Origin of the sequence: Mesorhizobium sp. YC-39 (genome assembly GCF_025753795.1) — a bacterium.
Taxonomy (GTDB): Bacteria; Pseudomonadota; Alphaproteobacteria; order Rhizobiales; family Rhizobiaceae; genus Mesorhizobium.
The window spans coordinates 757,478-779,156 of record NZ_JAOWPS010000004.1 but is presented as its reverse complement, the minus strand read 5'-3'; the positions used below and the strand labels follow the sequence as shown (position 1 = coordinate 779,156).

Below are 21,679 nucleotides of genomic sequence, written 5' to 3'. Positions count from 1 at the left end.
GCCAGCCTATTCGGCCGCCGCCTTCTGCGGTTCCCTCAGAGATTCGTCCTCGAGGCCGAACAGCGAGGGCTGTTCGGCGGTCTCCACCACGTGCAACTCGGGCTTGCGCTTCGGCCAAAGCCCCACCAGCCAACCGGAGAAATGCTCCATGTAGACATAGATCACCGGCGTGACGAACAGGGTCAGCGCCTGCGAGGCAAGCAGGCCGCCGACAACGGCAACACCCAGCGGCTGGCGCAGTTCGGCACTGGCGCCGGTGCCGAGCGCGATCGGGAACGTACCCATCAGCGCCGCCAGCGTCGTCATCATGATCGGCCTGAAACGCATCAGGCAGGCCTTGTGGATGGACTCGGTCGCCGACATCCCTTCTCGTCGCAATTCAAGCGCGACGTCGACCATCATGATGCCGTTCTTCTTGACGATGCCGATCAGCATCAGAATGCCGATCACCGCGATCACCGACAGATCCATCCCGGCGAAGCGCAGGGCAACAACCGCTCCGAGCACAGCCGACGGCAGGCCTGTGAGGATTGTGAGCGGGTGGATGAAGCTCTCGTACAGAATGCCGAGCACGATGTAGATGGTGAGGATCGCGCCGCCGACCAGCAGACCCTGGTTGGCCAGCGAATCCTGGAAGGTCTTGGCCGTACCGGCAAAGCTGGTCGAGATCGCCGTCGGCATGCCGATCTGCTCCTTCAGCGCGGCGATGCGGGCGGTACTGTCGCCAAGCGCCACGCCCTGCGGCAGATTGTAGGAGATGGTCACCGCCGGCAGCTGGCCGAGCTGGTTGACCGTCAAGGCGCCGGCGGTGCTGTCGACGCGGGCGAAGGCGCCAAGCGGAACCAGGCTGCCGCTCGCCGTCCTCATCTGGATGGCCAGCATCCGCTCGGGCGACCATTCGATGTTGGGATCGAGTTCGGTAATGACTTCGTAGCTGTCGGCCGAACCAAAGATCGTCGAGACCTGGTCGGTGCCGAACCCGCCATAGAGGGCGGAGCGCAGCGTGTCGGTATCGATGCCAAGCTGGGCGGCCTTATCGCGGTCGACCACCAGCGATGCCTGCAGGGCATTGTTCTGCAAATCGCTGGTGACGTCGGCGAATATCGTATGGTCGGCCGCCATCGCGTCATTCAGTTTCTGCGCCCAGATATCGGTCTGGCCGGTATCGAGGCCCTGAACCACGAGCTGGTAGGCGCTGGCGGAAGACCGCGAGCCCAGCCTGAGGTTCTGCACCGGCTGCATATAGGCTTCAATGCCCGGGACATTGGCAAGTTGCCGCCGGAGATCCGAAAGTACTTTCTCGATGTTGGGGCGCTTGTCCTTGTCCTTCAGTTGCACGAACAGCTGGCCTTGATTGAGCGCATTGCTGCCACTGCCCGCCGACCACGCCACATGGTCGACATACGGCGAATGCGAAAAGACACTGGCCACCTGGCCTTGGAGCTTTGCCATGGCGTCGAAAGAGATGTCCTGGCGGGCGATGGTGGTCACCGAGATCTGGCCGATGTCCTCCTGCGGGAAGAAGCCTTTGGGTGAGACCTGGATCAGCCAGACCGAGCCCGCTGCCGTTCCGATGAAGACCAGGAACACCAGGAAAGTGTGGCGAAGGCAGAAGCTCAGCAGCCGGTCATAGCCGCGCGTCACAATGTCATGCCGGTGGCCGTCGCCGTGCGCCTCGCGATCGGCCTTCGTGACCGACAGCAACCGCGAGCACAGCATCGGCGTCAGCGTCAGCGACACGAACATCGAGGCCAGGATGGCAACCGTCACCACGACGGCGAACTCGTTGAAGATGCGCCCGATCACTCCGCCCATCAGAAGCACGGGAATGAAGACGGCGACCAGCGAAATCGAGATTGAGATAATGGTGAAGCCGATTTCGCGCGCACCTTTCAACGACGCATCGAAGGCCGACAACCCATCCTCCTCCATGTGCCGGAAGATGTTTTCCAGCATCACGATAGCGTCGTCGACGACGAGGCCGACGGCAAGCGTCAATCCCATCAGCGAGATGTTGTCGATGGAAAAACCGAACAGGAACATCGCTCCGAGCGTGGCGATCAGCGAGATCGGCACCGCCACCGCCGGAATGATGGTCGCCGTCACACGGCGCAGGAAGACGAAGATCACCATCACCACCAGGGCGATGGTCAACAGCAGCGTGAACTGCACGTCGTCGACGGCCTGACGAATCGAGGTCGAACGGTCGTTGAGCAACTTGATGCTGGCTGCGGCCGGCATCTGGTCCTGGAAGGACGGCAGCATCGCCTTGACCTTGTCGACAACGTCGACCGTGTTGGCGTCGGGCTGGCGCTGCACGGCCATGATGATGGCGCGGGTACCATCGTACCAACTCGCGGTGGTCGTGGTCTGCACCGAATCGACCACGCGGGTCACTTCGCCCAGCCGCACCGGGTGGCCGTTCTTGGTGGCGATGATGAGGTTGGAGAAGCCGGCGGCGTCGGTCAGCTGCGTGTTGGCGGTAATGGTGAGCTGCTGCTTGTCGTTCTGCAGCACGCCCAGTGGCGTGTTGCTGTTGGCCGACGCGACCGCCGCCTGCAACTGATCGATCGAGATGCCGCGCGCGGCAAGTGCCGTCGGATCGATCTGGATGCGCACCGCATATTTCTGCTGGCCGAAGATCGAGACCTGCGCCACGCCGTCGATCGTCGACAGCGACGGCGAGATGACGTTTTCCGCGAAGGCATCGAGGTCGGTCAGCGGAACCGTGTCGCTGACCAGCGACATCAAAAGGATCGGCGCATCGGCCGGATTGACCTTGCGATAGCTCGGCGGCGCGGTCATCTCCGGCGGCAAGGACTTCTGCGTGCGCGCAATCGCCGCCTGCACGTCAGCCGCGGCTGCATCGATGTCGCGATTGAGCACGAACTGGATGGCGATCGAGGTCTGGCCAAGCGAGTTGGTGGTCGAGATCGAATCGATGCCGGCGATGGTGGCGAACTGCTTGATCAGCGGCGTCGCCACCGATGTCGCCATGGTCTCCGGCGAGGCGCCAGGCAGCGACGCCGAGACGTTGACCACCGGAAACTCCGCGCTCGGCAAGGCGGCCACTGGCAGGAATTTGTAGGCGAACAGCCCGCCCAACACGAGGGCGAACGACATCAGAAGGGTGGCGACCGGCCTGCGGATGCAGAATTCGGAGATCATTGGGCCGCCTCGCCGGCGTTGGTCGCCTCGGCCACCTTCGGCGTGGCAGCGCTCGCCGTGGACTTGCCTTCATGTACAGCGGCACCGTCCTTCAGCCTTGTCTGGCCTTCGGTGACTACTCTCTCACCGCTTTTCAGCCCCTGGCTGATGGCGCTGTTCTCGCCTTCGGTCAGCGCTACCTGCACCGGCCGCATCTCGACGGTGTTGTCCGGCTTGACCACGTAGACGAACGGCCCCTTCTGGCTGGGCTGGACCGCGACGGTGGGAACGGAGGTCATCTGCGGCATGATGCCGGCGTCCAGGATGACATTCACATATTGGCCGGGCCATAGCGAAAGATCGGCATTCGGAATGCTTGCCCGCGTGGCGATCGTGCCCGACGCCGTATCGACGCTGGAATCGACGAAATCGAGCGTGCCCTTGCCGATCGGCGTCGGGTCGCCGTCCTTGGTCAACGTCACTGCTCCTTGCTGGGGATTGGCAAGCGCCTTGTGCAGCAAGGCAAGATCGCCTTCGGGAAGATTGAAGTTCACCTGCAGCGGGTCCATCTGCGTGATCGTCACCAGCGGAGTCGTCGACGAACTGTTGCCGTTGCTGGTGGTGACGAGATCGCCGACCGCGACGTTGACCGCGCCAAGCCTGCCCGAAATCGGCGCCGAGATGGTCGCATAGCTCAACTGGACGGTATCGGAATCGATCGTCGCCTTGTCGGCGTCGATGGTTGCGACAGCGGCCTTCTGTGCCGCCAGTGCCTGATCATAGGTCTGCTGCGTGCCGGCTTGCTTGGCGACAAGATCCTTGGCGCGCTGGAGATCCGCCGTGGCGCTGACGAGCATCGCCTGATCCTTGACGAGCGTCGCCTGATCCTTGGCCAGTTGCGCCTTCAGCGCGCGATCGTCGAGCGAGAACAAAAGATCGCCAGCCTTCACCATCTGCCCGTCCTTGACCGCGATCGAGACGATCTGGCTGGACATCCGGGCATTGATACTGACCACGGCGGGTGACGAGACGAAGCCGATGGCATAGCGGCGGATCGGGAAATCGGCCGTCGAAGCGGTGGCCGCGACGATCGAGGCTGAACGCGCGCCATTGCCCCCGCCTGCCCTGTCGGCGCCTGACTTGCTCGCGCCGGGTTTGTCGGCGCCAGACTTGTCTGCGGCCGCGGTCTGCTTCGGCGATATGAGCTGCTGAACCTTGCTCATCGCCGTCGGCGAAAGGTAGAGGCCGGCTCCGGCGAGGCAGACCACTGCGACCACCGCAAGGACGATTTTTCCGCGCATCGACAACAGGTCCTCTCATCCGACACGCCGAACCCGGTGGTCCCGGTCTAGCTCAAACCACGGCGCCTTGCCGCGAATTCGCCGAATAGATAGGACACGCCTTAGGCGGAAAAGGGCCAAAACGCGGCATTACGAAGATTTAATGTGCAGTGCACAATAAGGCGGCACTAAAGCGCGCAGCGTTAAAGTGGCCTCGTGTGACGCGTTTTATGCACGCTTTTAGGCGGCAAACATCACCTCAGCATCGGCCACAGCGTCGCCGCCAGGAGCACGCCCATGGCGATGTTGAACCACTTCAGCCGCACCGGTTCCGACAGGAAACCGCGAAGCGCCGTGCCGAAACCCGCCCACACCGAAACGCTCGGCAGATTGACGATGGCGAACGCCGTCGAGATCAGCACCACCGACAGAAACGGATGGTCTGCGTCGCTGTAGACGGCCATGGCAGTGATCGCCATCACCCATGCCTTGGGATTGACCCACTGGAATGCCGCCGCATCGATGAAACGCATCGGCTTTGCCGTCGCCTCGCCCTTGCTGGTCATCGATCGCGACATGGCAATCTTCCAGGCAAGATAGAGCAGATAGACGCCGCCGGCGATCTTCAGTCCGGTGTGCAGCACCGGAAACGCCGTCAGCACCGCGCCCAGCCCGAAGCCGACAGCCAGCAGCAGCACAAGAAAGCCAACGCCGACGCCAAGCATATGCGGGACGGTCCTGACGAAGCCGAAATTCACGCCCGACGCCAGCAGCATGAAATTGTTCGGCCCCGGTGTGATCGAGGTCACGAAGGCGTAGACCAGCAGGGCAAGGAAGGCATCAAGGGACATGGTTTCCTCCCAAGTCAGGTCAGTATTATTGTCCTTTTACGCCAGACGCACCAAGGCCACCTCGGAGCGACAGCGCGGGCCAGACGATCATGACTTGCGAGGTGATCTACATCCCCTGCGGACCGCGGTTCATTGCCGCCACGCCGGTGCGGCAGATTTCGACCAGGCCGAGCGGCTTCATGATGGCGATGAACTGGTCGAGCTTGGAGCCTTTGCCGGTGATTTCGAAGATGAAATGCTCGGTGTTGGCGTCGATGACACTGGCGCGGAAGGCGTCGGCGAGCCTCAGCGCCTCGACGCGGGATTCACCGGTGCCGGCCACTTTAACCAACGCCAGTTCCCGCTCCATCGGCCGTTCCTGGCCGAGTTCCTGCGAGCGCACGGTGAGGTCGACGACGCGGTGCACCGGCACAATGCGCTCGAGCTGGTGCTTGATCTGCTCCAACACATGCGGCGTGCCGCGCGTCACGATGGTGATGCGCGACAGATGCTTCTCGTGCTCGGTCTCGGAGACCGTCAGGCTCTCGATGTTGTAGCCCCGCCCGGAAAACAGGCCGATGACCCGGGCAAGCACGCCAGGCTCGTTGTCGACCAGCACAGACAGGGTGTGGCTTTCCGGTTTTTCCGTTTCCTTGGCGATGAAATAGGCGGAACCGGTGGGTTGAAGCTGTGCGTTCATGATATGAATCTCGATTTCAGACTTTTTGAGCTAATTCTCTGTTTTCGCACGGCTTCTTCCGACAAGCCCTGCCTCGGCTTGGCGTTACACCAGTTCCCTGCCCTTGGCGTCGATGGCGTTGGCCACCGCCTCGTCCGTCGCCTCGTCCGGCAGCAGCATCTCATTATGTCCCTTGCCCGACGGGATCATCGGGAAGCAGTTGGCGAGCGTCGCCACACGGCAGTCGAAGATCACCGGCTTCTTCACCGCAATCATCTCCTTGATCGCGTCGTCCAGCTCATCCGGCTTTTCGCAGCGGATGCCGTGGCCGCCATAGGCCTCGGCCAGCTTGACGAAGTCCGGCATCGCCTCGGTGTAGGAATGTGACAGCCGGTTGCCGTGCAGCAGCTGCTGCCACTGCCGCACCATGCCCATATACTGGTTGTTGAGGATGAAGATCTTGATCGGCGCCTCGTGCTGCACGGCGGCACTCATCTCCTGCATCGTCATCTGCACCGAGGCGTCGCCGGCAATGTCGATGACCAGCGCATCCGGGTGCGCGATCTGCACCCCGAGCGCCGCCGGCAGGCCATAGCCCATCGTGCCCAGTCCGCCCGAGGTCATCCAGCGGTTCGGCTTCTCGAAGTGATAATGCTGCGCCGCCCACATCTGGTGCTGGCCGACCTCGGTTGTGATGTAGGTGTCCATGTCCTTGGTCAGCGCGTAAAGCCGCTGGACGGCATATTGCGGCATGATCACGTCGTGGTTCATCTTGTAGGCGAGCGAATCCCGTGCGCGCCATTTCGCGATCTGCTCCCACCACGGGTGGAGCGCCTTCTTGTCAGCCTTGGCGCTAGCCCGCCACAGCCGCACCAGATCCTCCAGCACCCGGCCGACGTCACCGATGATCGGCACGTCGGTGCGGACGTTCTTGTTGATCGACGACGGATCGATGTCGATGTGGATCTTCTTCGAATTCGGCGAGAACGCGCTGAGCCGCCCGGTGATACGGTCGTCGAAGCGCGCGCCGATGCAGATCATCACGTCGCAATCATGCATCGCCATGTTGGCTTCATAGGTGCCGTGCATGCCGAGCATGCCCAGCCAGTTCTTGCCCGACGCCGGATAGGCGCCGAGCCCCATCAGGGTCGAGGTGATGGGAAAGCCTGTCAGGTCGACCAGTTCGCGCAGCAAATGGCTGGCCTCCGGGCCGGAATTGATAACACCGCCGCCGGTATAGAGGATCGGCTTTTTGGCGGCCGCCATCAGCTCGACCGCCGCCTTGATCTTGTCGAGGTCGCCCTGGACCTTCGGCTGGTAGCTGGTGCGCGGCGCCGTTTGCGGCGGCACATAGATGCCCTTGGCGAACTGCACGTCCTTCGGAATGTCGACAACAACCGGACCCGGCCGCCCGGTCGTCGCGACATGGAAAGCCTCGTGGATGATTGCGGCGAGTTCGTTGACGTCCTTGACCAGCCAATTGTGCTTGGTGCAGGGCCGCGTGATGCCGATGGTGTCGCATTCCTGGAAGGCGTCGGAGCCGATCAGCGAGGTCGGCACCTGCCCGGTCAGGCAGACCAGCGGGATCGAATCCATCAGCGCATCCTGCAAGGGCGTCACTGCATTGGTGGCGCCCGGCCCCGAAGTCACCAAGAGCACTCCGGCCTTGCCTGTCGAACGCGCATAGCCTTCCGCCGCATGGCCAGCACCTTGCTCATGGCGCACGAGGATGTGCTCGACCTCGTCCTGCTGGAAAATTTCATCGTAGATCGGGAGAACGGCACCGCCCGGATAGCCGAAGACATGCTTGACGCCATTGTCCTTCAGCGCCTGCACCACCATTTCGGCGCCCGTCATTTCGCGCCGCTCGTTCTGTCCGTTGCTCATCGGTCTGGTCCCGTATTGGTTCGCCGTCTGGCGATTGCTGGTCGTTTAGTCGTGTTTCGGGCAATAAAAAAGGCCCCCGAGGGAGCCTGTGTCTTGCGCATGGGAGGTTTTCGCCCGGCGGTTACACCGCCTTGCCCACGCGCTTTCCTACGAGAATGAGTGCCGTTTTCATGGTGGCGGACAATAGAATTGGTTCTGCGCCGCTGTCAACGGGGAATGTGTATGACGTCGACGGGTTCGGATCAGTCCGGCTTCGAGCCGCCTGTTTCGCCGCTGGACACCGTTTCAGCAGCACCCAGCGGCGCCAGTGCCTCGATAAGTTGCTGAAACCACAGTAAACTATTTGACGACGTGACGCGGCGCGCATTTTGCCGCGATACTCCGGCCGACCGAGCTGGGAGGGCCCGGCAAAGCCATAGCAAACGACCAGGACTTCACGGGAGGAAATTGATGCTCGACAAGGCCCCAAACACGAAACTGTCAGATCTGCTCGACCGGTTCGGCGCAGCACTTGCCGCCGGCGACATCGACAGCGCGGTCGCATGCTTTCAGGAAGACTGTTATTGGCGCGATCTCGTCACCTTCACCTGGAACATCAAGACCATGGAAGGCCGCGACCAGGTGCGCGACATGCTGATCAGCCAGTTGGCGAAGACAAAGCCCTCGAACTGGTCGATCGCCAAGGGGGAGGACGCCAGCGAAAACGATGGGCTGCTGGAGGGCTGGATCAGCTTCGAGACGGAGACGGCACGCGGCTTCGGTCACATCAGGCTGAAGGACGGAAAGATCTGGACGCTTTTGACCACCATGGCCGAATTGAAAGGCCACGAGGAGCCGGCTGGCTTCGCCCGGCCGATGGGCGCCAAGCACGGCCATGGCAAGAACCGTCCGACCTGGAAGGAGGAGCGTGAGAGGGAAGCCGCTGAATTAGGCTTCAAGACGCAGCCCCATACGCTCATCATCGGCGGCGGCCAGGGCGGCATCGCGCTCGGCGCGCGTCTGCGCCAGCTCGGCGTGCCGACCATCATCGTCGAGAAGAACGAACGTGCCGGCGATTCCTGGCGCAAGCGCTACAAGTCGCTCTGCCTGCACGACCCGGTCTGGTACGACCATCTGCCCTATATCGATTTCCCCAGGAACTGGCCGGTCTTCTCGCCCAAGGACAAGATCGGCGACTGGCTGGAAATGTACACCAAGGTCATGGAGCTGAATTACTGGTCCTCGACCGAGGCCAAGAGCGCCACCTATGACGACAAGAAGAAGGAATGGAGCGTCATCGTCCACCGCGACGGCAAGGACATCACACTAAAGCCGAAGCAGCTGGTGCTGGCCACGGGACAGTCAGGCAAGGCCAACATGCCGAAATTCAAGGGCATGGACAGCTTCAAGGGTGATCAGCACCATTCCTCGAAGCACCCCGGCCCTGATGCCTATGCCGGCAAGCGCGCCGTGGTCATCGGCTCGAACAATTCCGCCCACGACATCGCCGCAGCCCTTTGGGAAGCCGGCGCCGACGTCACCATGGTGCAGCGCTCGACCACCCATATCTCCAGATCCGACACGCTGATGGAAATCGGACTGGGTTCGCTCTACTCGGAAAAAGCCGTGCAAGGCGGGATGACCACGGCCAAGGCCGACCTAATCTTTGCTTCCCTGCCCTACAAGATCCTGCACGAATTCCAGATCCCGGCCTATGCCGAGATGAAGAAGCGCGATGCCGAATTCTACAAAGGTCTGGAGAAGGCCGGCTTCATGCTCGACTGGGGCGATGACGATTCCGGCCTGTTCATGAAATATCTCAGGCGCGGCTCGGGCTACTATATCGACGTCGGCGCGTCCGACCTGATCATCGACGGCTCGATCAAGCTGAAGAGCGGCGTCGAGGTGAAGGAGATCAAGGAGCATTCGGTCCTGCTCAGTGACGGCTCGGAACTGCAGGCGGACCTTATCGTCTACGCCACCGGCTACGGCTCGATGAATGGCTGGGCGGCTGACCTCATCTCCAGAGAGGTCGCCGACAAGGTCGGCAAATGCTGGGGCCTGGGTTCGAACACCACCAAGGATCCCGGCCCCTGGGAAGGCGAATTGCGCAACATGTGGAAGCCGACGCAGCAGGAAGCGCTATGGTTCCATGGCGGCAATCTGCACCAGTCACGCCACTATTCGCAATTCCTGTCCCTACAGTTGAAGGCGCGGCACGAAGGCATCGAAACGCCGGTCTATGGGCTGCAGCAGGTGCATCATAAGGGCTAGCAGACGGGATAATGCATAAAGGGAGGCGCGGCGAATGCCGCGCCTCCCTCTGTAATCAGGCCGCAGGTGCGTCGGGTGCGGACACCGGCTGGCTCTGTGTGGCTGCCAGCGCGTCGCGCAGGGCCTGCTCCTTGGTGTGGTCGAGCGATGTTTTCAGCACGGTGCCGCCCGATCCCTTCAGGTGCTCGAGCACCTTGTCGGCTGTCATCTTGCGCACCAGCACGAAGAGTGCCGCGTTGCCGGGCTGTAGGCTCGACCCGAGATCCTTCATGAACTTGTCGTTGATGCCGAAATCGCTCAACGCGCCGCCAAGTGCGCCCGAGGCCGCGCCAACCGCCGCCCCTACGACCGGCATCAGGAAGATCATTCCGACGAGGAGCCCCCAGAAGCTGCCGGAGACCGCTCCAGCGGCAGTTGGGTTGAAGAGTTGATTGAGCTTGACGTCGCCGCTCTCCTGCTTCACGGCGATCACCGCATCGCTGAGTTCGATCAGGTATTCCTTCTGCAATTCGAACAGCCGCTTGCGCACCTCTTCCGCTTTGGCTTCGGTCGGATAGACGATGGCGATCAAATCGGACATGGAATAGCTCCTTGTTGGCTTGCAAATGCTCGGCAGGTCCGCCCCATGCTACGAAATCTTCGTGACAGCTATTGTTTGCTTCGCGTCGCTCAAGCGATGAGGCGCGCCCGGCGCATCTTCGGACGGATACAGGCTACACCGCGAAAGGTAGAAACATACTCGAACCAGTACTTGACTGTCTATCCGCCGGGCAATGCCGTTCGAGATACTTGCCATGCGAATATCTGGAGAAGAGGTGGCAAACGGGGGGAGCCGTCACGGAGACTGACCGGCTTCCAGTAGATGAGCGTGCCGGTCAGCGACTGCGACCTAGCATCGGCACATCCGTGCAGCCCGCGCGGCGTTTTCCGCCGCGCGGGGTCTTCTGTTTCATGCCCTGAGCATCACGCCCCTCGCCTTGGCCCAGCGCTCGATGATCTTGCGCTCGTCCAGCGAGGCGAGACGATTGCCGAAACCGCGCACCTGCACCGCACGGTTTTGCGGGTCGAGCTCGATCGTCAGCAACCGCTCGATCTTGCCGAGCGCCGTGCGTCGCAGCACCCAGATCGAGGCATTGCCGGCGATGCATTTGGCTGCATACATCGAGACGCAATGATGCATCGCCCGGCTCTCGGCGACCAGATCCTCGGTGGTCTTCAGTTGGCGGACGAAGAAACGCTCGCCATGCGCCTTCGCCTCCTTGCCCGATGGCTGCCATTCCCAGTCCTCGAGGAGCGAGCCGTCCCAGGCACGGCGCTGCGACCGCAATCCGGCAGTAGGCGGAGCCCTGCCGGCAGCGCGGCGGCGCATTGCCTCGATGCGTTCGATCGCGGCAATGTCGCGATGCCATTCCGACATCTGTCGACGCAGCGAGCCGAGCGTGCGACCCTTCAGACTGTACGCCGCATCGCGCTGGTGCATCGCGCCGATGTAATCGCACAGATCATCGATCTCCTCCTTCGACGCTGGATGCCCGCAGAAAAATCGCGTCACCTCGCGCCAGAAGACCAATTCCCCGCGCGGCGTGCGCGCAATTTTCGTCCGCGCAAGTCGGGCCGCCAACCCCGGATCATCCGTATAGGACCGCGCGATCGCCAACCAAAACGCCTCGTTGAACGAGAAGTCACCGGTCACATTCAGGAAGCAATGCACCTCCTTGCGGGACAGAAAGGCATTGGCACCTGCCTTGTAGAGCGAGTTGCCACCTGCGACCGCGACGTACCAGGCCATGCGAAGCGCGATCTCGTTAGCGTCCAGTCCCGACCTGTCCAGCCAGATGGCTTCGAGCGCGGCCGAAACCGGATAGCGTGCATAGAGATGGCGAGCAGCCGCCAGCCGCAGCCGCGCAGGGTCACGCGTCTTCAGCTTCGGACGCCACAGCGCGCCGTCGCGGATCGCCAGGCCGGCAAGGCCCCGGCGTGCCTCGTCAAGTGCCCGCTCGAAATCCGGAGTGGGACGCGGGGCGCGGGAAACCCGCCGCAGCGTTACGGAATATGCTTCAATGCGTTCGCGCTCGGCGTCCTGCCTGCGCTGGATCATGGACTTCGCCATGGCCGTTTTTCCCAATTGGACCCCTGTCAGCCGCACGCAATTCCAGCGCCGGCACGGAATGTGTCGATCTGGATTGCGGGGTCATTGACAGGTCTCCTCTGGGGATGACGGGTTAGGAATGGGCGGCGTCTCTACGCTCACAGCGAGCTCGAGGCAAGAGCCATTCTTCCAATGTTTACAATGGCCTGACCGAGTGTTGCAAAGGTGCATCTCAGATCTTCAGACAGCCGCGATCGTCGGCGGGGAGCTTTCAGCGCCCACCGTTTTTAATGGAATCCACGCGGCATCGGCGCCGTTACGGCTTGACGAACCGTGTACAGCGATGACCAGCATCGCGGCATAGCCGTTCTCAGATTGTCAGGAAGTTGGAAAACCCGCTATGGCGCGAGTCAGCCCGTCCGACTGCCGCGAAGGCGCAAAACGCGTGAACAAGATCTCATCGTCGCCTCCTTCAAAAGTCTGAACGGTGCGGCAATAAAAGGGCCGCATGTCGGGCGCGGCTAATACATCGGAACAAACGCAACAGCAAGACGTCCTCTCCGGCGCGGCACCGACTTGACCGGCACGAACTATCGCGGCGGCGTGACGACGATGCGCTTCCAATAGATGAGCGTGCCGGTCAGCCCGCCATGCGGCTTCAGCGCATAGTCCGGTATCTCGCCGGCCAGGATGAAGCCCAATCTCTCATAGAGACCCGATGCCCCCTCCTCGGTCGCCGTGTCCAGCACCAGCAGCGTGCGGCCTTGCTCGACGGCAAGCTTCTCGGCGGCCCGCATCAGACGGGTCGCCACGCCCTTGCCGCGATGCTCGACGCGGGTCATCAGCTTGGCGATCTCGGCCCGGTGCGGCTGGTTGGGAGGATAGTCGAGCAACAGGGTGACGGTGCCGACCAGGACTTCGCCGTCCCATGCGCCAAGCACGACTCTTTCGCCTCTTGCCGCCGCGGCAAGCGACTTCGCCCAGAAGGCGCCGGCTGCTTCCTGCGACAGCGGGTGCATGAAACTGACCGACCCGCCGGCCGCGACCGTTTCGATCAGCAAGTCGACCAGCTGTGCCTGCGTTCCCGCGGCCTGCGTCAGAGCCTTGATTTCGATGGAGCTCATGCGTGCGAGGTCCTTTGACTGCGATTGAGCGATCGGCGTGATCCAGATGCTGCCGTCAATCCAGACGACTGACCCGGCGTCGCCTTCGTGATGCCTTGATCGCGGCAATGCGATCGGTGTCCTTTGGCTGCAAATGCAGCCCGCGCTCCAGGATTTCGAGCGTATACTCTTCATAGGTCAGGCCTAACCGCTCGGCCTTGTCCAGGCGCATCAGCATGATTTCGTGGCTCGGCGCCTTCCAGGCCTTGGCATGCGCCGCCTGCCAGGCCAGGAAGATGTAGGCATCGCCATCGCCCCATGGCGGACCGTTGTAGTCGTCGAGTGGCGGGCCGCCATTGTCGGAGCGCTTCGGGCGACGCGCCATTCGCCTCAGCCTCTTGCCAGCGCGACCAGATAGTCGGCGGCATCCGGTCCCGGAGCGTGGAAGGTGCAATCCAATGGCGCGCCAAGCGCCAGGCAGTCGCCTGGTTCGAGACTGTGCACGACATCGCCCTCGGTGAATGCCAGCCGTCCGGAAATCAGCCAGATCTGCTGCCTGATGAAGGCATAGGACGCAGCCGGAAAGCTCACCTTGGCTCCCGCCGGCAATTGGACCCGGATCAGTTCAAGCGGCATGTCCGAGACCGGCGAAAGATGCCGCCTGATATAACCGGTGGCTGGATCGCGCCAAACCGGCTGATCGCTTTCACGAAGCAATCCACCGCCCTGCAATTCTGCCCGCGCGATCAGGGTGGAAAGCGTCATACCGAAGGCCGCGGCGATGCGCACGAGAAGTGCCGCGGTCGGGCTCGTCTTGCCATGCTCCATCGTGCTCAGCATGGCTTTCGACACATCCGACCGGTCGGCGAGCTCCGTCAGGGACCAGCCTCGCATGATCCTTTCCGAGCGTATCCGCCTGCCGATGGTCGAAGAGATATCATTCGCTATATAAGTCATATGTTCATTATATCGAATTCTCTCGGTCGTGCAAAGGGTCGTCGAGCAAAGGACCGTTTGATTCAATTTTCGCGAATGGCTTAAGACTCTCTGTACCATCCGGCCTCATCCCACCTTAACCCCGTCGCTGTAAGGTTGATCTCCTGGGGAAATGGGGAAACAGCCTGCTCATGTTTGTCGAACGTCAAGCCTCCGTCGGAGAACCGACACTGCAGGAGCGCCGAACAGCAGAGCAGAACGACAAGCGCATTCTGGGCAATGTCGTGCAGTGCGACGGCGCGCGCGCCACCATCAGCGCCTATGCCGAGGATGCCGAAGGCACGGTCACCGGCCAATGGACCGTCGGCAAGATGATTTCCATCAACCTCGGCACCACGCGAACCGTCGGCCTGGTCTACGGGATCGGCAAGTCGGATCGCGCCTGGAGCAATGAGGGCCAGAACCCGATCGAGGTCAGCATCGAGCTCATCGGCGAGGTACGTGACGGCGTCGGGCCCGGCGCCAAGCCGGTTTTCGACCGGGGCATCACCTGCTATCCGCATATCGGCGCGATCGCCCACCGCATCCGCAGCCGCGACCTGCAGGCGGTCTATGACCTCGCCGGGCGCCATTCGATCACCATCGGCACACTGTCGCAGGACGAGACGATCGACGCCAACATCGCCATTGACGACACGCTGGCGCGTCACTTCGCCATTGTCGGCACCACCGGCGTCGGCAAATCCACCGCCGTTTCGCTGCTTTTGCGCAAGTCGATCGCCGCCAGGCCCGATCTGCGCGTCCTCATCCTCGATCCGCACAACGAGTTCGCGGCGTCCTTGCCCGAGCTTTGCGTCAAGGTGGATTCGACGACACTGGACCTGCCCTTCTGGATGTTCAAGCTCGAGGAATTCGCCGAGGTGCTGTTTCGCGGGCGTGAAACCGTGCCGGAGGAAGTCGATGCCTTGCGCGATCTCATCCCCACCGCCAAAAGCCTGTATCGCAACCCGAGCTCGGGCACCTCTCTCAGGCGTGGCGTCGACGCGCTGACCGCGGACACGCCGGTGCCCTACCGCATTGTCGATCTGATCAAGCAGATCGACGAGCGCATGGGATTGCTGGAAAGCAAGAATGACCGTCCCACCCTCAGATCGCTGAAGACGCGCATCGAATCGGCGGCCGCGGATCCGCGCTACCGCTTCATGTTCAATTCGCGCCTGATCGAGGACACCATCCACGAGACGATTGGCAACATCTTCCGCGTGCCGCATCACGGCCGGCCGGTCACCTGCTTCGAAATGGCCGGCATGCCATCGGAAGTCGTCAATTCCGTCTGTTCGGTGCTGGCCCGTCTGGCCTTCGACCTGGCGCTGTGGAGCGAAGGCCGGCTGCGGCTGCTGTTTTTGTGCGAGGAAGCGCATCGCTATATGCCGGCCGATCCGCGTCTCGGCTTTGCACCGACCCGGCATGCGCTGTCGCGCATCGCCAAGGAAGGCCGCAAATATGGCTGCTATCTCGGTGTCGTAACCCAGCGCCCGGGCGAACTCGATCCCACCATCCTGTCGCAGTGCTCGACCTTCTTCGCCATGCGGCTCGCCAACGAGCAGGACCAGGCGATCATCCGTTCGGCAATTGCCGATTCCTCGGCCTCGACGCTTGCCTTCCTGTCTTCCATGGGCCAGCGCGAAGCCATCGCCTTCGGTGAAGGCGTGGCGACGACGATGCGGCTGAAGTTCGAGAAAATGTCCGAAGACCTGATCCCCGGCACGGCCAAGCGCGAGGACGCCTTGCCGGCCGAGGCCGGCAATGATGTCGATCTGGTGGCGATCGTCGAAAGGCTGCGCAACGTGCCGAAACCGCAACAGGCGATGGCCTTCGCCGAAGCCGTCGATTCGGGCCGGCAGGCGGGCGACCCCGACTACCGCAAGCCGCCCGCTCCACGCGTCCAGCCGGACGACGATTTCGACCTGCGCTACGGCCTCAAGCCGGCCACCTTCGGCCTGCGCCCGCAAAACGACTGAGCGACGACGGCTAGGCATACCATATGCTCCAAGGCTCCACCCGTTGGCAAGCTTGGGTAAATCCTGGAAGAGAATTCATCAGGCCGGATTGAATGACGTAGCTTTCGAGAACCGGAGCGGAGCGGACATTCAAGTCCGTGAGCACCGGAAGCGCAGAAAGCTACGTCAGTCGGCCGGCCTCATGAATTCTTCTCCGGGATTTTAGGCGCAGACGCGGTTGCGGCCTTGCCTCTTCGCCTCATAGAGCTGGCGGTCGGCGCGGCGATAAAACTCTTCGGCGGTTTCCTTGCGGTCCCAGACGGCAAGGCCGACGCTGGTGGTGATTTTCAGGCGAACGTTGCCTGACAATATCGACATATTGGCGATCGCCTTGCGGATGCGCTCGGCGAATTTGGACAGAAGTTCGGCGTCCATATTGGGTGTGACCACCGCGAACTCCTCACCGCCCAACCGCGCCACCACGTCGTGATAGCGCGTCATGTCCTTGAGACAGTTGGCGACCGCCCGCAACACCTCGTCGCCGACATCATGGCCATGGGTGTCGTTGACCTGCTTGAAATGGTCGAGGTCAAGGATCATCAGCCCGACCGGCTTCTCGATGCGGCGAAACTCCTCGAGATATTCCTTCAGCGCATCGTCGAAATAGCGCCGGTTCTGCATGCCGGTCAGGCTGTCGGTCAACGCCGCATGCTCCAGCGTTTCCGAGCGCGCGCTGAGCGACACCGTCATGGCGCGCAGCTTGCCTTCTTCCATCGCTTGTTTGCGGATCAACGGATAGATGAAGAAAATGCCGAAGAACAGCGCGGTCGCCAAAAGCACGCCGGTCACAAACAGCAGCTTGTTGAGGTGGACGATCTCGTCGACCTTGGAGGGCGCGCCAAGCTCGTTGGCGAAGGCTTGCAGAAGTCCATAGGCGTGAAGCGTCACCAAGCCAGCAGCCAGGATCACAAAGATAAACACGAAAAAGGCTGATTCCGCCTTGTGGAAACGCATCTGGCCGCCGCTGGAAAATTCCTGCAAACCTTATTGCACGCAGGGGCCTTACGGAGGGTTAATCGAGACAACTTCAACGGGAAGTCTCCTTTCGAAGTCAACTTTTCAGGTTGCACCTGAAAGGGGCGCTTAAATCGCGGATTCCACATCATCGCCGGGGCGCAGTCTTTGCCACTCCAAGCCCAACTGATGCCTGAACCAGGTGGCCTGCCGCTTGGCATATTGTCGCGTCGCGATCTTGGCGCGCTCGATCGCTTCGGGAAAACTCAACTCCCCGGCCATCGCCGCCCGGAGTTCGCGGACGCCGATCGCCTTCATCGCCGGCAGGTCGGCATCAAGGCCAAGCGCCGCGAGCCGCCTGACCTCATCGACGGCCCCCATATCCAGCATGCGGTCGAACCGCGCCTCGATGCGGCTCACCAGCGCGGCCCGCTCCGGTACGATCACGAAGAAGCGCGCGCTGTCCCTGTCGATCAGCGGCCGGCCGCGCATCGCCTGCCAGTCCAGAATGGATCGGCCCGATGCGTCGAGCACCTCCAGCGCCCGCACGATGCGCTGGCCGTCGGTCGGCTTCAGCACCATGCCGGCCGCTGAATCCTCGCGCAGCAGGATACGGTGCAGCTTAGCCGCCCCCTGCTCCTGGAGTTCGTAACGCCAGCGGTCGCGGATCGACCGCGGAATGTCGGGCATTTCCGAAATGCCTTCCGCAAGCGCCCGGAAATAAAGCCCGGTGCCACCGACGAAAATCACCGGTCGTTCGGAGAACGTACCGTCCGGCCGCTCTGAGAACGTGCCCGCGTCGATCAGCTTCATCACGTCGCGCAGCCAGGCGCCGGTGGAATAGGCGGTGGAGGGATGGACGTGGCCGTAGAGATAATGCGGGGCGCGGGCGAGTTCGGCAGCGCTCGGCCGCGCCGTCAGCACATCGAGCACTGAATAGCCTTGCATGGAATCGGTGTTGACGATGACGCCGCCCTTGCGTTCGGCGAGATCGAGCGCAAGCGCCGACTTGCCGCTGGCAGTCGGCCCGGCTATCAGGATCGCGTTCTTCACGCGGCCCTCGCCCGCCTGCCCACCGGAATTCTCGATGTCGCTGATCGCCACGCTTGTATCCCATCCCGCCGGCCACGCATTGTCGCCGGCGATTGCGAATATGGCCTCACGGTCGGTCGGCGCAAGCGCTGTTCGCTGGCTGGCCGAGGGGATCGCTTGCGATCTCGCTTTGCCCGAGACAGCCGAAACCACGGAAGCGACCGCCAGCCTGCGCGCCGTGCTCGCCAGTGAGCCGGTCGACGTGATCGTTCAGCAGGCCAAGGCAAGGCGAAAGAAAATCCTCATCGCCGATATGGACTCGACGATGATCGACCAGGAGTGCATCGACGAACTCGCCGACGAGATCGGCGTCAAGGATCGCGTTGCCGCGATCACGGCGCGATCGATGAATGGCGAGATCGCTTTCGAGCCGGCCTTGCGCGAGCGGGTGGCGTTGCTGAAAGGTCTCGACGCCGCCGTGGTCGACCGCATCATCGCCAATCGGCTGACGCTGGCCTCCGGTGGCCGCGAGCTTGTTCGGACAATGCGTGCCAACGGCGCCTGGACGGCGCTCATATCGGGCGGCTTCAACGTCTTCACTTCACAGATCGCGGCGATGCTCGGCTTCCAGGAGAACCGCGCCAACCGCCTGATTGAAAAGGATGGCCATTTCACCGGGATGGTGGCCGAGCCGATCCTCGGCCGCGCCGCCAAGGCCGATGCGCTGCTGGAGATTTCGGCGCGTCTCGGACTGACTACTGCGGATGCCATCGCCGTCGGCGATGGCGCCAACGACCTCGACATGATCCGTCTTGCGGGTACTGGCGTCGCTTTGCACGCCAAGCCGGCCGTGGCGGCCGAGGCCAAGGTCCGTATCGACCATGGCGACCTGACCGCGCTGCTTTATCTGCAGGGATACCGGCGCGAGGAGTTTGTCGAATGAGACCGATCCGCACCGAGCGCCTGATCCTGCGCAATTGGGAGGAGCGCGACCGCCACCTTTTTCACCGGATCAATTCCGACGAGCGCGTCATGGAATTTTTTCCGTTCCGCCGCGATCGTGCCGCCGCCGACGCCAAGATGGATGAATTCCGCGCCTGGATTGCCGAGGACGGATACGGTTTCGCTGCTGCCGAGATCATTGAAACCGGCGAATGCATCGGCTTCGTCGGCCTGCTCGTTACTGACCATTTGCCAGTCCTGCCGGCCGGCACTGTCGAGATCGGCTGGCGGCTGGCGCCAGAATTCTGGGGCCATGGCTATGTCACCGAGGCAGCCGAAGCCTGGCTCACCTACGGTTTCGAAACGCTTGGCCTCGACGAAATCGTCTCTTTCGCCGTCGGCGACAATCGCCGCTCCACCGCTGTCATGGAACGCCTCGGCATGACTGCCGACCCGGCCAACGATTTCGACCATCCCGGCATTCCCGACAGCTACCCCGCACTCAAGCGGCATGTGCTCTACAGGCTTTCGCGCGACGACTGGCGCACAAGAAAAAAGGCGGCGCGCTGGCCACCCTTTTTCCCGTAAAGTCAAAGTGTTGCAGCCTTTACCGGACTCAATCCATCCGGATCGTGACGAACCGCAACTCGCCGCTCTTCGACGCCAGCATCAGGAGCGCATTCTTGCGCCCCTGCTCTTTCAGCGCGCCGATCCGGTCCATGACGTCCTTCGGCGTGGCAACCGATTCCTGGGCGATCTCGGTGATCACCTCGCCGGCCTGGATGCCGCGTTCGGCGGCGGCCGAATCCTTGGCGACATCGGTGATGACGACGCCGGAGACATCGGCGGCGATGCCGAACTTGGTCCGCGTCTCATCGTTCAGTTCGCCGACGGTCATGCCGAGCACGGAAGCCGTCGAAACGGCAGGCGCCTTGTCACCATTGTCCTGGTCGGTGTTGCCGTCTTCGCCGCTGGCAAGCTTTTCGCCGTCCTCGAGCCGGCCGAGCGTCACCTTCACGGTCTGCTCGACACCCTTGCGCACGATGACCACGTCGACCGCCTTGCCGACCGTGCTTTCCGCGACGACGCGCGGCAGGTCGCGCATTTCGTGGATGTCCTTGCCGTCGAACTTGATGATGACGTCGCCCGCCAGGATGGTGCCGTTGTCGACCGGCCCGCCCTTGATGACACCGGCGACCAGCGCGCCCTTGGCGGTTGCCATGCCAAGGCTTTCGGCGATGTCGTCAGTCACCGGCTGGATGCGCACGCCAAGCCAGCCGCGCCGCGTCTCGCCGAACTGCCGGAGCTGGTCGACGACGCCAGAGGCGAGTTGCGAGGGAATGGAAAACCCGATGCCGATCGAGCCGCCGGACGGCGAGATGATTGCCGTGTTGATGCCGATCACCTCGCCAACGCTGTTGAACAGCGGGCCGCCGGAATTGCCGCGGTTGATCGCCGCATCGGTCTGGATGAAATCGTCATAGGGACCGGAATTGATGTCGCGGTTGCGGGCCGAGACGATGCCGACCGTCACGGTGCCGCCAAGGCCGAACGGATTGCCGATTGCCATCACCCAGTCGCCGACACGCATCTTGCTGGAATCGCCGAATTTCACCGCGGTCAGCTTGTGCCCTTTCGGATCGACTTTCAGCACCGCGACGTCGGTCTTGGTGTCGGTACCGACCAGCGTCGCCTTTAGCGTCACGCCGTCCGAGAAATTCACCTCGATATCGTCGGCATCGGCGATGACATGGTTGTTGGTCACCACGATGCCCTGTTCGGCGTCGACCACGAAGCCGGAACCCAGCGACTGCACCTTCTGCGCGCCACCATCCTTGTCGCCGCCACGGTTCTTGAAGAAATCGTCGAAGAAATCCTGGAACGGCGAGCCTTCCGGCAATTGCGGCATCGGCACCGCGCCCGGACCTTCCGTGCCCTTGACCGTCTGCGAGGTCGAGATGTTGACCACGGCGCCGAGCAGGCCCTGCGCGAGATCAGCGACCGAAGGCGGCCCGTCCGCGGCGACCGAAGGCGTCACGAAAGACGAAATGGCAAAGGTCCCGACAATGAGTGCCGCCGTACCGGCGATGAACGTCCGCCTCGCCGCACGCAGAAGGGTGTTGGATGTCATCGAGAAGTCTCCCAGTTTTTCTGAAGAGATAAGCGTTTCTGAAAAGATAAGCGCTTCGGCTGCGTCACGCCATGTTGGCAAAAAATACGGCACGTTTGCGGCCTTGACTATCGGCAGAGGATAAATCCTCCGTTACGCCGGCACCATGAAAACAATCGCCGTCATCAGCCACGCACCAGCCAGACGATACCAACGCCGATGACGATCGCCGCCAGCCCCGCAATCCGCAGCGCGTTCTCCGGCATCGCCAAAACCTCACCGGCGAGTTTTCTGGCGAGGCCGGGAAAGCAACCATAGACCAGGCCCTCGATGACGAGAACCAGGCCCATTGCCGCCAGGAAATCCTGCACCGGCCG

At 62.4% G+C, this 21,679-nt stretch carries 18 protein-coding genes; 4 read left to right on the top strand and 14 right to left on the bottom strand.

Going from position 1 to position 21,679, the window contains the following annotated elements; all coding sequences use genetic code 11:
- Positions 1-6: 6 nt before the first annotated feature.
- The 5 genes from OHD62_RS25185 to OHD62_RS25165 form a co-directional block, all read right to left on the bottom strand.
- Positions 7-3,168, bottom strand: coding sequence for an efflux RND transporter permease subunit (locus tag OHD62_RS25185; protein WP_263788283.1), 3,162 nt, complete (start codon positions 3,166-3,168; stop codon positions 7-9).
- On the bottom strand, positions 3,165-4,448 hold the full coding sequence (locus OHD62_RS25180; RefSeq protein ID WP_263788280.1) for an efflux RND transporter periplasmic adaptor subunit: 1,284 nt from the start codon (positions 4,446-4,448) through the stop codon (positions 3,165-3,167). Before OHD62_RS25180 ends, OHD62_RS25185 begins: the two co-directional genes overlap by 4 nt.
- Before the next feature lie 233 nt (positions 4,449-4,681).
- On the bottom strand, positions 4,682-5,278 hold the full coding sequence (locus tag OHD62_RS25175; protein ID WP_263788278.1) for a LysE family translocator: 597 nt from the start codon (positions 5,276-5,278) through the stop codon (positions 4,682-4,684).
- 106 nt (positions 5,279-5,384) lie between these two features.
- Entirely contained in the window at positions 5,385-5,957 is a 573-nt protein-coding gene (gene ilvN / locus OHD62_RS25170) for an acetolactate synthase small subunit (protein ID WP_263788276.1), read from the bottom strand.
- Positions 5,958-6,041: 84 nt separating this feature from the next.
- Positions 6,042-7,823: an acetolactate synthase 3 large subunit gene (locus tag OHD62_RS25165; RefSeq protein WP_263788274.1), complete on the bottom strand. Its 1,782-nt coding sequence runs from the start codon at positions 7,821-7,823 to the stop codon at positions 6,042-6,044.
- Positions 7,824-8,273: 450 nt separating this feature from the next.
- Here OHD62_RS25165 and OHD62_RS25160 point away from each other — a divergent pair, with 450 nt between their 5' ends.
- Positions 8,274-10,076, top strand: coding sequence for an NAD(P)/FAD-dependent oxidoreductase (locus OHD62_RS25160; RefSeq protein ID WP_263788272.1), 1,803 nt, complete (start codon positions 8,274-8,276; stop codon positions 10,074-10,076).
- 55 nt (positions 10,077-10,131) lie between these two features.
- Here the strand turns inward: OHD62_RS25160 and OHD62_RS25155 are convergent, their stop codons facing one another.
- From OHD62_RS25155 to OHD62_RS25135, 5 genes are all read right to left on the bottom strand, one after another.
- A complete protein-coding gene (locus tag OHD62_RS25155) occupies positions 10,132-10,656 on the bottom strand; it encodes a DUF1269 domain-containing protein (RefSeq protein WP_263788270.1) in 525 nt (174 codons plus the stop codon).
- Positions 10,657-11,025: 369 nt separating this feature from the next.
- Positions 11,026-12,186, bottom strand: a complete 1,161-nt coding sequence (locus OHD62_RS25150; protein WP_263788268.1) for a PcfJ domain-containing protein — start codon at positions 12,184-12,186, stop codon at positions 11,026-11,028.
- Between the two features lie 569 nt (positions 12,187-12,755).
- Positions 12,756-13,289: a GNAT family N-acetyltransferase gene (locus OHD62_RS25145; protein ID WP_263788266.1), complete on the bottom strand. Its 534-nt coding sequence runs from the start codon at positions 13,287-13,289 to the stop codon at positions 12,756-12,758.
- Between the two features lie 55 nt (positions 13,290-13,344).
- Positions 13,345-13,653, bottom strand: a complete 309-nt coding sequence (locus OHD62_RS25140) for a hypothetical protein (RefSeq protein ID WP_263788265.1) — start codon at positions 13,651-13,653, stop codon at positions 13,345-13,347.
- Positions 13,654-13,658: 5 nt separating this feature from the next.
- Positions 13,659-14,225, bottom strand: coding sequence for a helix-turn-helix domain-containing protein (locus OHD62_RS25135; protein WP_263788263.1), 567 nt, complete (start codon positions 14,223-14,225; stop codon positions 13,659-13,661).
- A 170-nt stretch (positions 14,226-14,395) separates the two neighbouring features.
- On the opposite strand from OHD62_RS25135, the gene OHD62_RS25130 reads away from it, so the two are divergent.
- On the top strand, positions 14,396-16,225 hold the full coding sequence (locus OHD62_RS25130) for an ATP-binding protein (protein ID WP_263788261.1): 1,830 nt from the start codon (positions 14,396-14,398) through the stop codon (positions 16,223-16,225).
- 201 nt (positions 16,226-16,426) lie between these two features.
- Here OHD62_RS25130 and OHD62_RS25125 read toward each other — a convergent pair whose 3' ends face one another.
- Both OHD62_RS25125 and miaA read right to left on the bottom strand, forming a co-directional pair.
- The gene (locus tag OHD62_RS25125) at positions 16,427-17,218 is read right to left on the bottom strand and encodes a GGDEF domain-containing protein (RefSeq protein ID WP_263788260.1); all 792 of its coding nucleotides are present in this window, start codon (positions 17,216-17,218) and stop codon (positions 16,427-16,429) included.
- 129 nt (positions 17,219-17,347) lie between these two features.
- A complete protein-coding gene (gene miaA / locus OHD62_RS25120; RefSeq protein WP_263788568.1) occupies positions 17,348-18,316 on the bottom strand; it encodes a tRNA (adenosine(37)-N6)-dimethylallyltransferase MiaA in 969 nt (322 codons plus the stop codon).
- Here miaA and serB point away from each other — a divergent pair.
- Together serB and OHD62_RS25110 are read left to right on the top strand one after the other, a co-directional pair.
- A complete protein-coding gene (gene serB, locus OHD62_RS25115) occupies positions 18,306-19,193 on the top strand; it encodes a phosphoserine phosphatase SerB (RefSeq protein WP_263788257.1) in 888 nt (295 codons plus the stop codon). The genes miaA and serB overlap by 11 nt on opposite strands.
- Complete coding sequence (locus OHD62_RS25110) at positions 19,190-19,780, top strand: GNAT family N-acetyltransferase (protein WP_263788255.1); 591 nt, start codon at positions 19,190-19,192, stop codon at positions 19,778-19,780. The genes serB and OHD62_RS25110 overlap by 4 nt, the downstream gene beginning before the upstream one ends.
- Before the next feature lie 28 nt (positions 19,781-19,808).
- Here OHD62_RS25110 and OHD62_RS25105 read toward each other — a convergent pair whose 3' ends face one another.
- Both OHD62_RS25105 and OHD62_RS25100 read right to left on the bottom strand, forming a co-directional pair.
- Positions 19,809-21,323, bottom strand: a complete 1,515-nt coding sequence (locus tag OHD62_RS25105; protein ID WP_263788253.1) for a DegQ family serine endoprotease — start codon at positions 21,321-21,323, stop codon at positions 19,809-19,811.
- 164 nt (positions 21,324-21,487) lie between these two features.
- Positions 21,488-21,673 carry a DUF2065 domain-containing protein gene (locus tag OHD62_RS25100; protein WP_263788252.1) on the bottom strand — a complete coding sequence of 62 codons (186 nt, stop codon included), beginning with the start codon at positions 21,671-21,673 and terminating at the stop codon, positions 21,488-21,490.
- Between the last annotated feature and the right edge of the window lie 6 nt (positions 21,674-21,679).

Coding starts and splice junctions, on each gene's coding strand:
- OHD62_RS25140 (WP_263788265.1), bottom strand. CDS start 13,653: ATGGCGCGTCGCCCGAAGCGCTCCGACAATGGCGGCCCGCCACTCGAC.
- serB (WP_263788257.1), top strand. CDS start 18,306: ATGTCGCTGATCGCCACGCTTGTATCCCATCCCGCCGGCCACGCATTG.
- OHD62_RS25135 (WP_263788263.1), bottom strand. CDS start 14,225: ATGACTTATATAGCGAATGATATCTCTTCGACCATCGGCAGGCGGATA.
- OHD62_RS25105 (WP_263788253.1), bottom strand. CDS start 21,323: ATGACATCCAACACCCTTCTGCGTGCGGCGAGGCGGACGTTCATCGCC.
- OHD62_RS25125 (WP_263788260.1), bottom strand. CDS start 17,218: ATGCGTTTCCACAAGGCGGAATCAGCCTTTTTCGTGTTTATCTTTGTG.
- OHD62_RS25130 (WP_263788261.1), top strand. CDS start 14,396: ATGTTTGTCGAACGTCAAGCCTCCGTCGGAGAACCGACACTGCAGGAG.
- OHD62_RS25160 (WP_263788272.1), top strand. CDS start 8,274: ATGCTCGACAAGGCCCCAAACACGAAACTGTCAGATCTGCTCGACCGG.
- ilvN (WP_263788276.1), bottom strand. CDS start 5,957: ATGAACGCACAGCTTCAACCCACCGGTTCCGCCTATTTCATCGCCAAG.
- OHD62_RS25175 (WP_263788278.1), bottom strand. CDS start 5,278: ATGTCCCTTGATGCCTTCCTTGCCCTGCTGGTCTACGCCTTCGTGACC.
- OHD62_RS25180 (WP_263788280.1), bottom strand. CDS start 4,448: ATGCGCGGAAAAATCGTCCTTGCGGTGGTCGCAGTGGTCTGCCTCGCC.
- OHD62_RS25165 (WP_263788274.1), bottom strand. CDS start 7,823: ATGAGCAACGGACAGAACGAGCGGCGCGAAATGACGGGCGCCGAAATG.
- OHD62_RS25110 (WP_263788255.1), top strand. CDS start 19,190: ATGAGACCGATCCGCACCGAGCGCCTGATCCTGCGCAATTGGGAGGAG.
- OHD62_RS25145 (WP_263788266.1), bottom strand. CDS start 13,289: ATGAGCTCCATCGAAATCAAGGCTCTGACGCAGGCCGCGGGAACGCAG.
- OHD62_RS25185 (WP_263788283.1), bottom strand. CDS start 3,168: ATGATCTCCGAATTCTGCATCCGCAGGCCGGTCGCCACCCTTCTGATG.
- OHD62_RS25155 (WP_263788270.1), bottom strand. CDS start 10,656: ATGTCCGATTTGATCGCCATCGTCTATCCGACCGAAGCCAAAGCGGAA.
- OHD62_RS25150 (WP_263788268.1), bottom strand. CDS start 12,186: ATGGCGAAGTCCATGATCCAGCGCAGGCAGGACGCCGAGCGCGAACGC.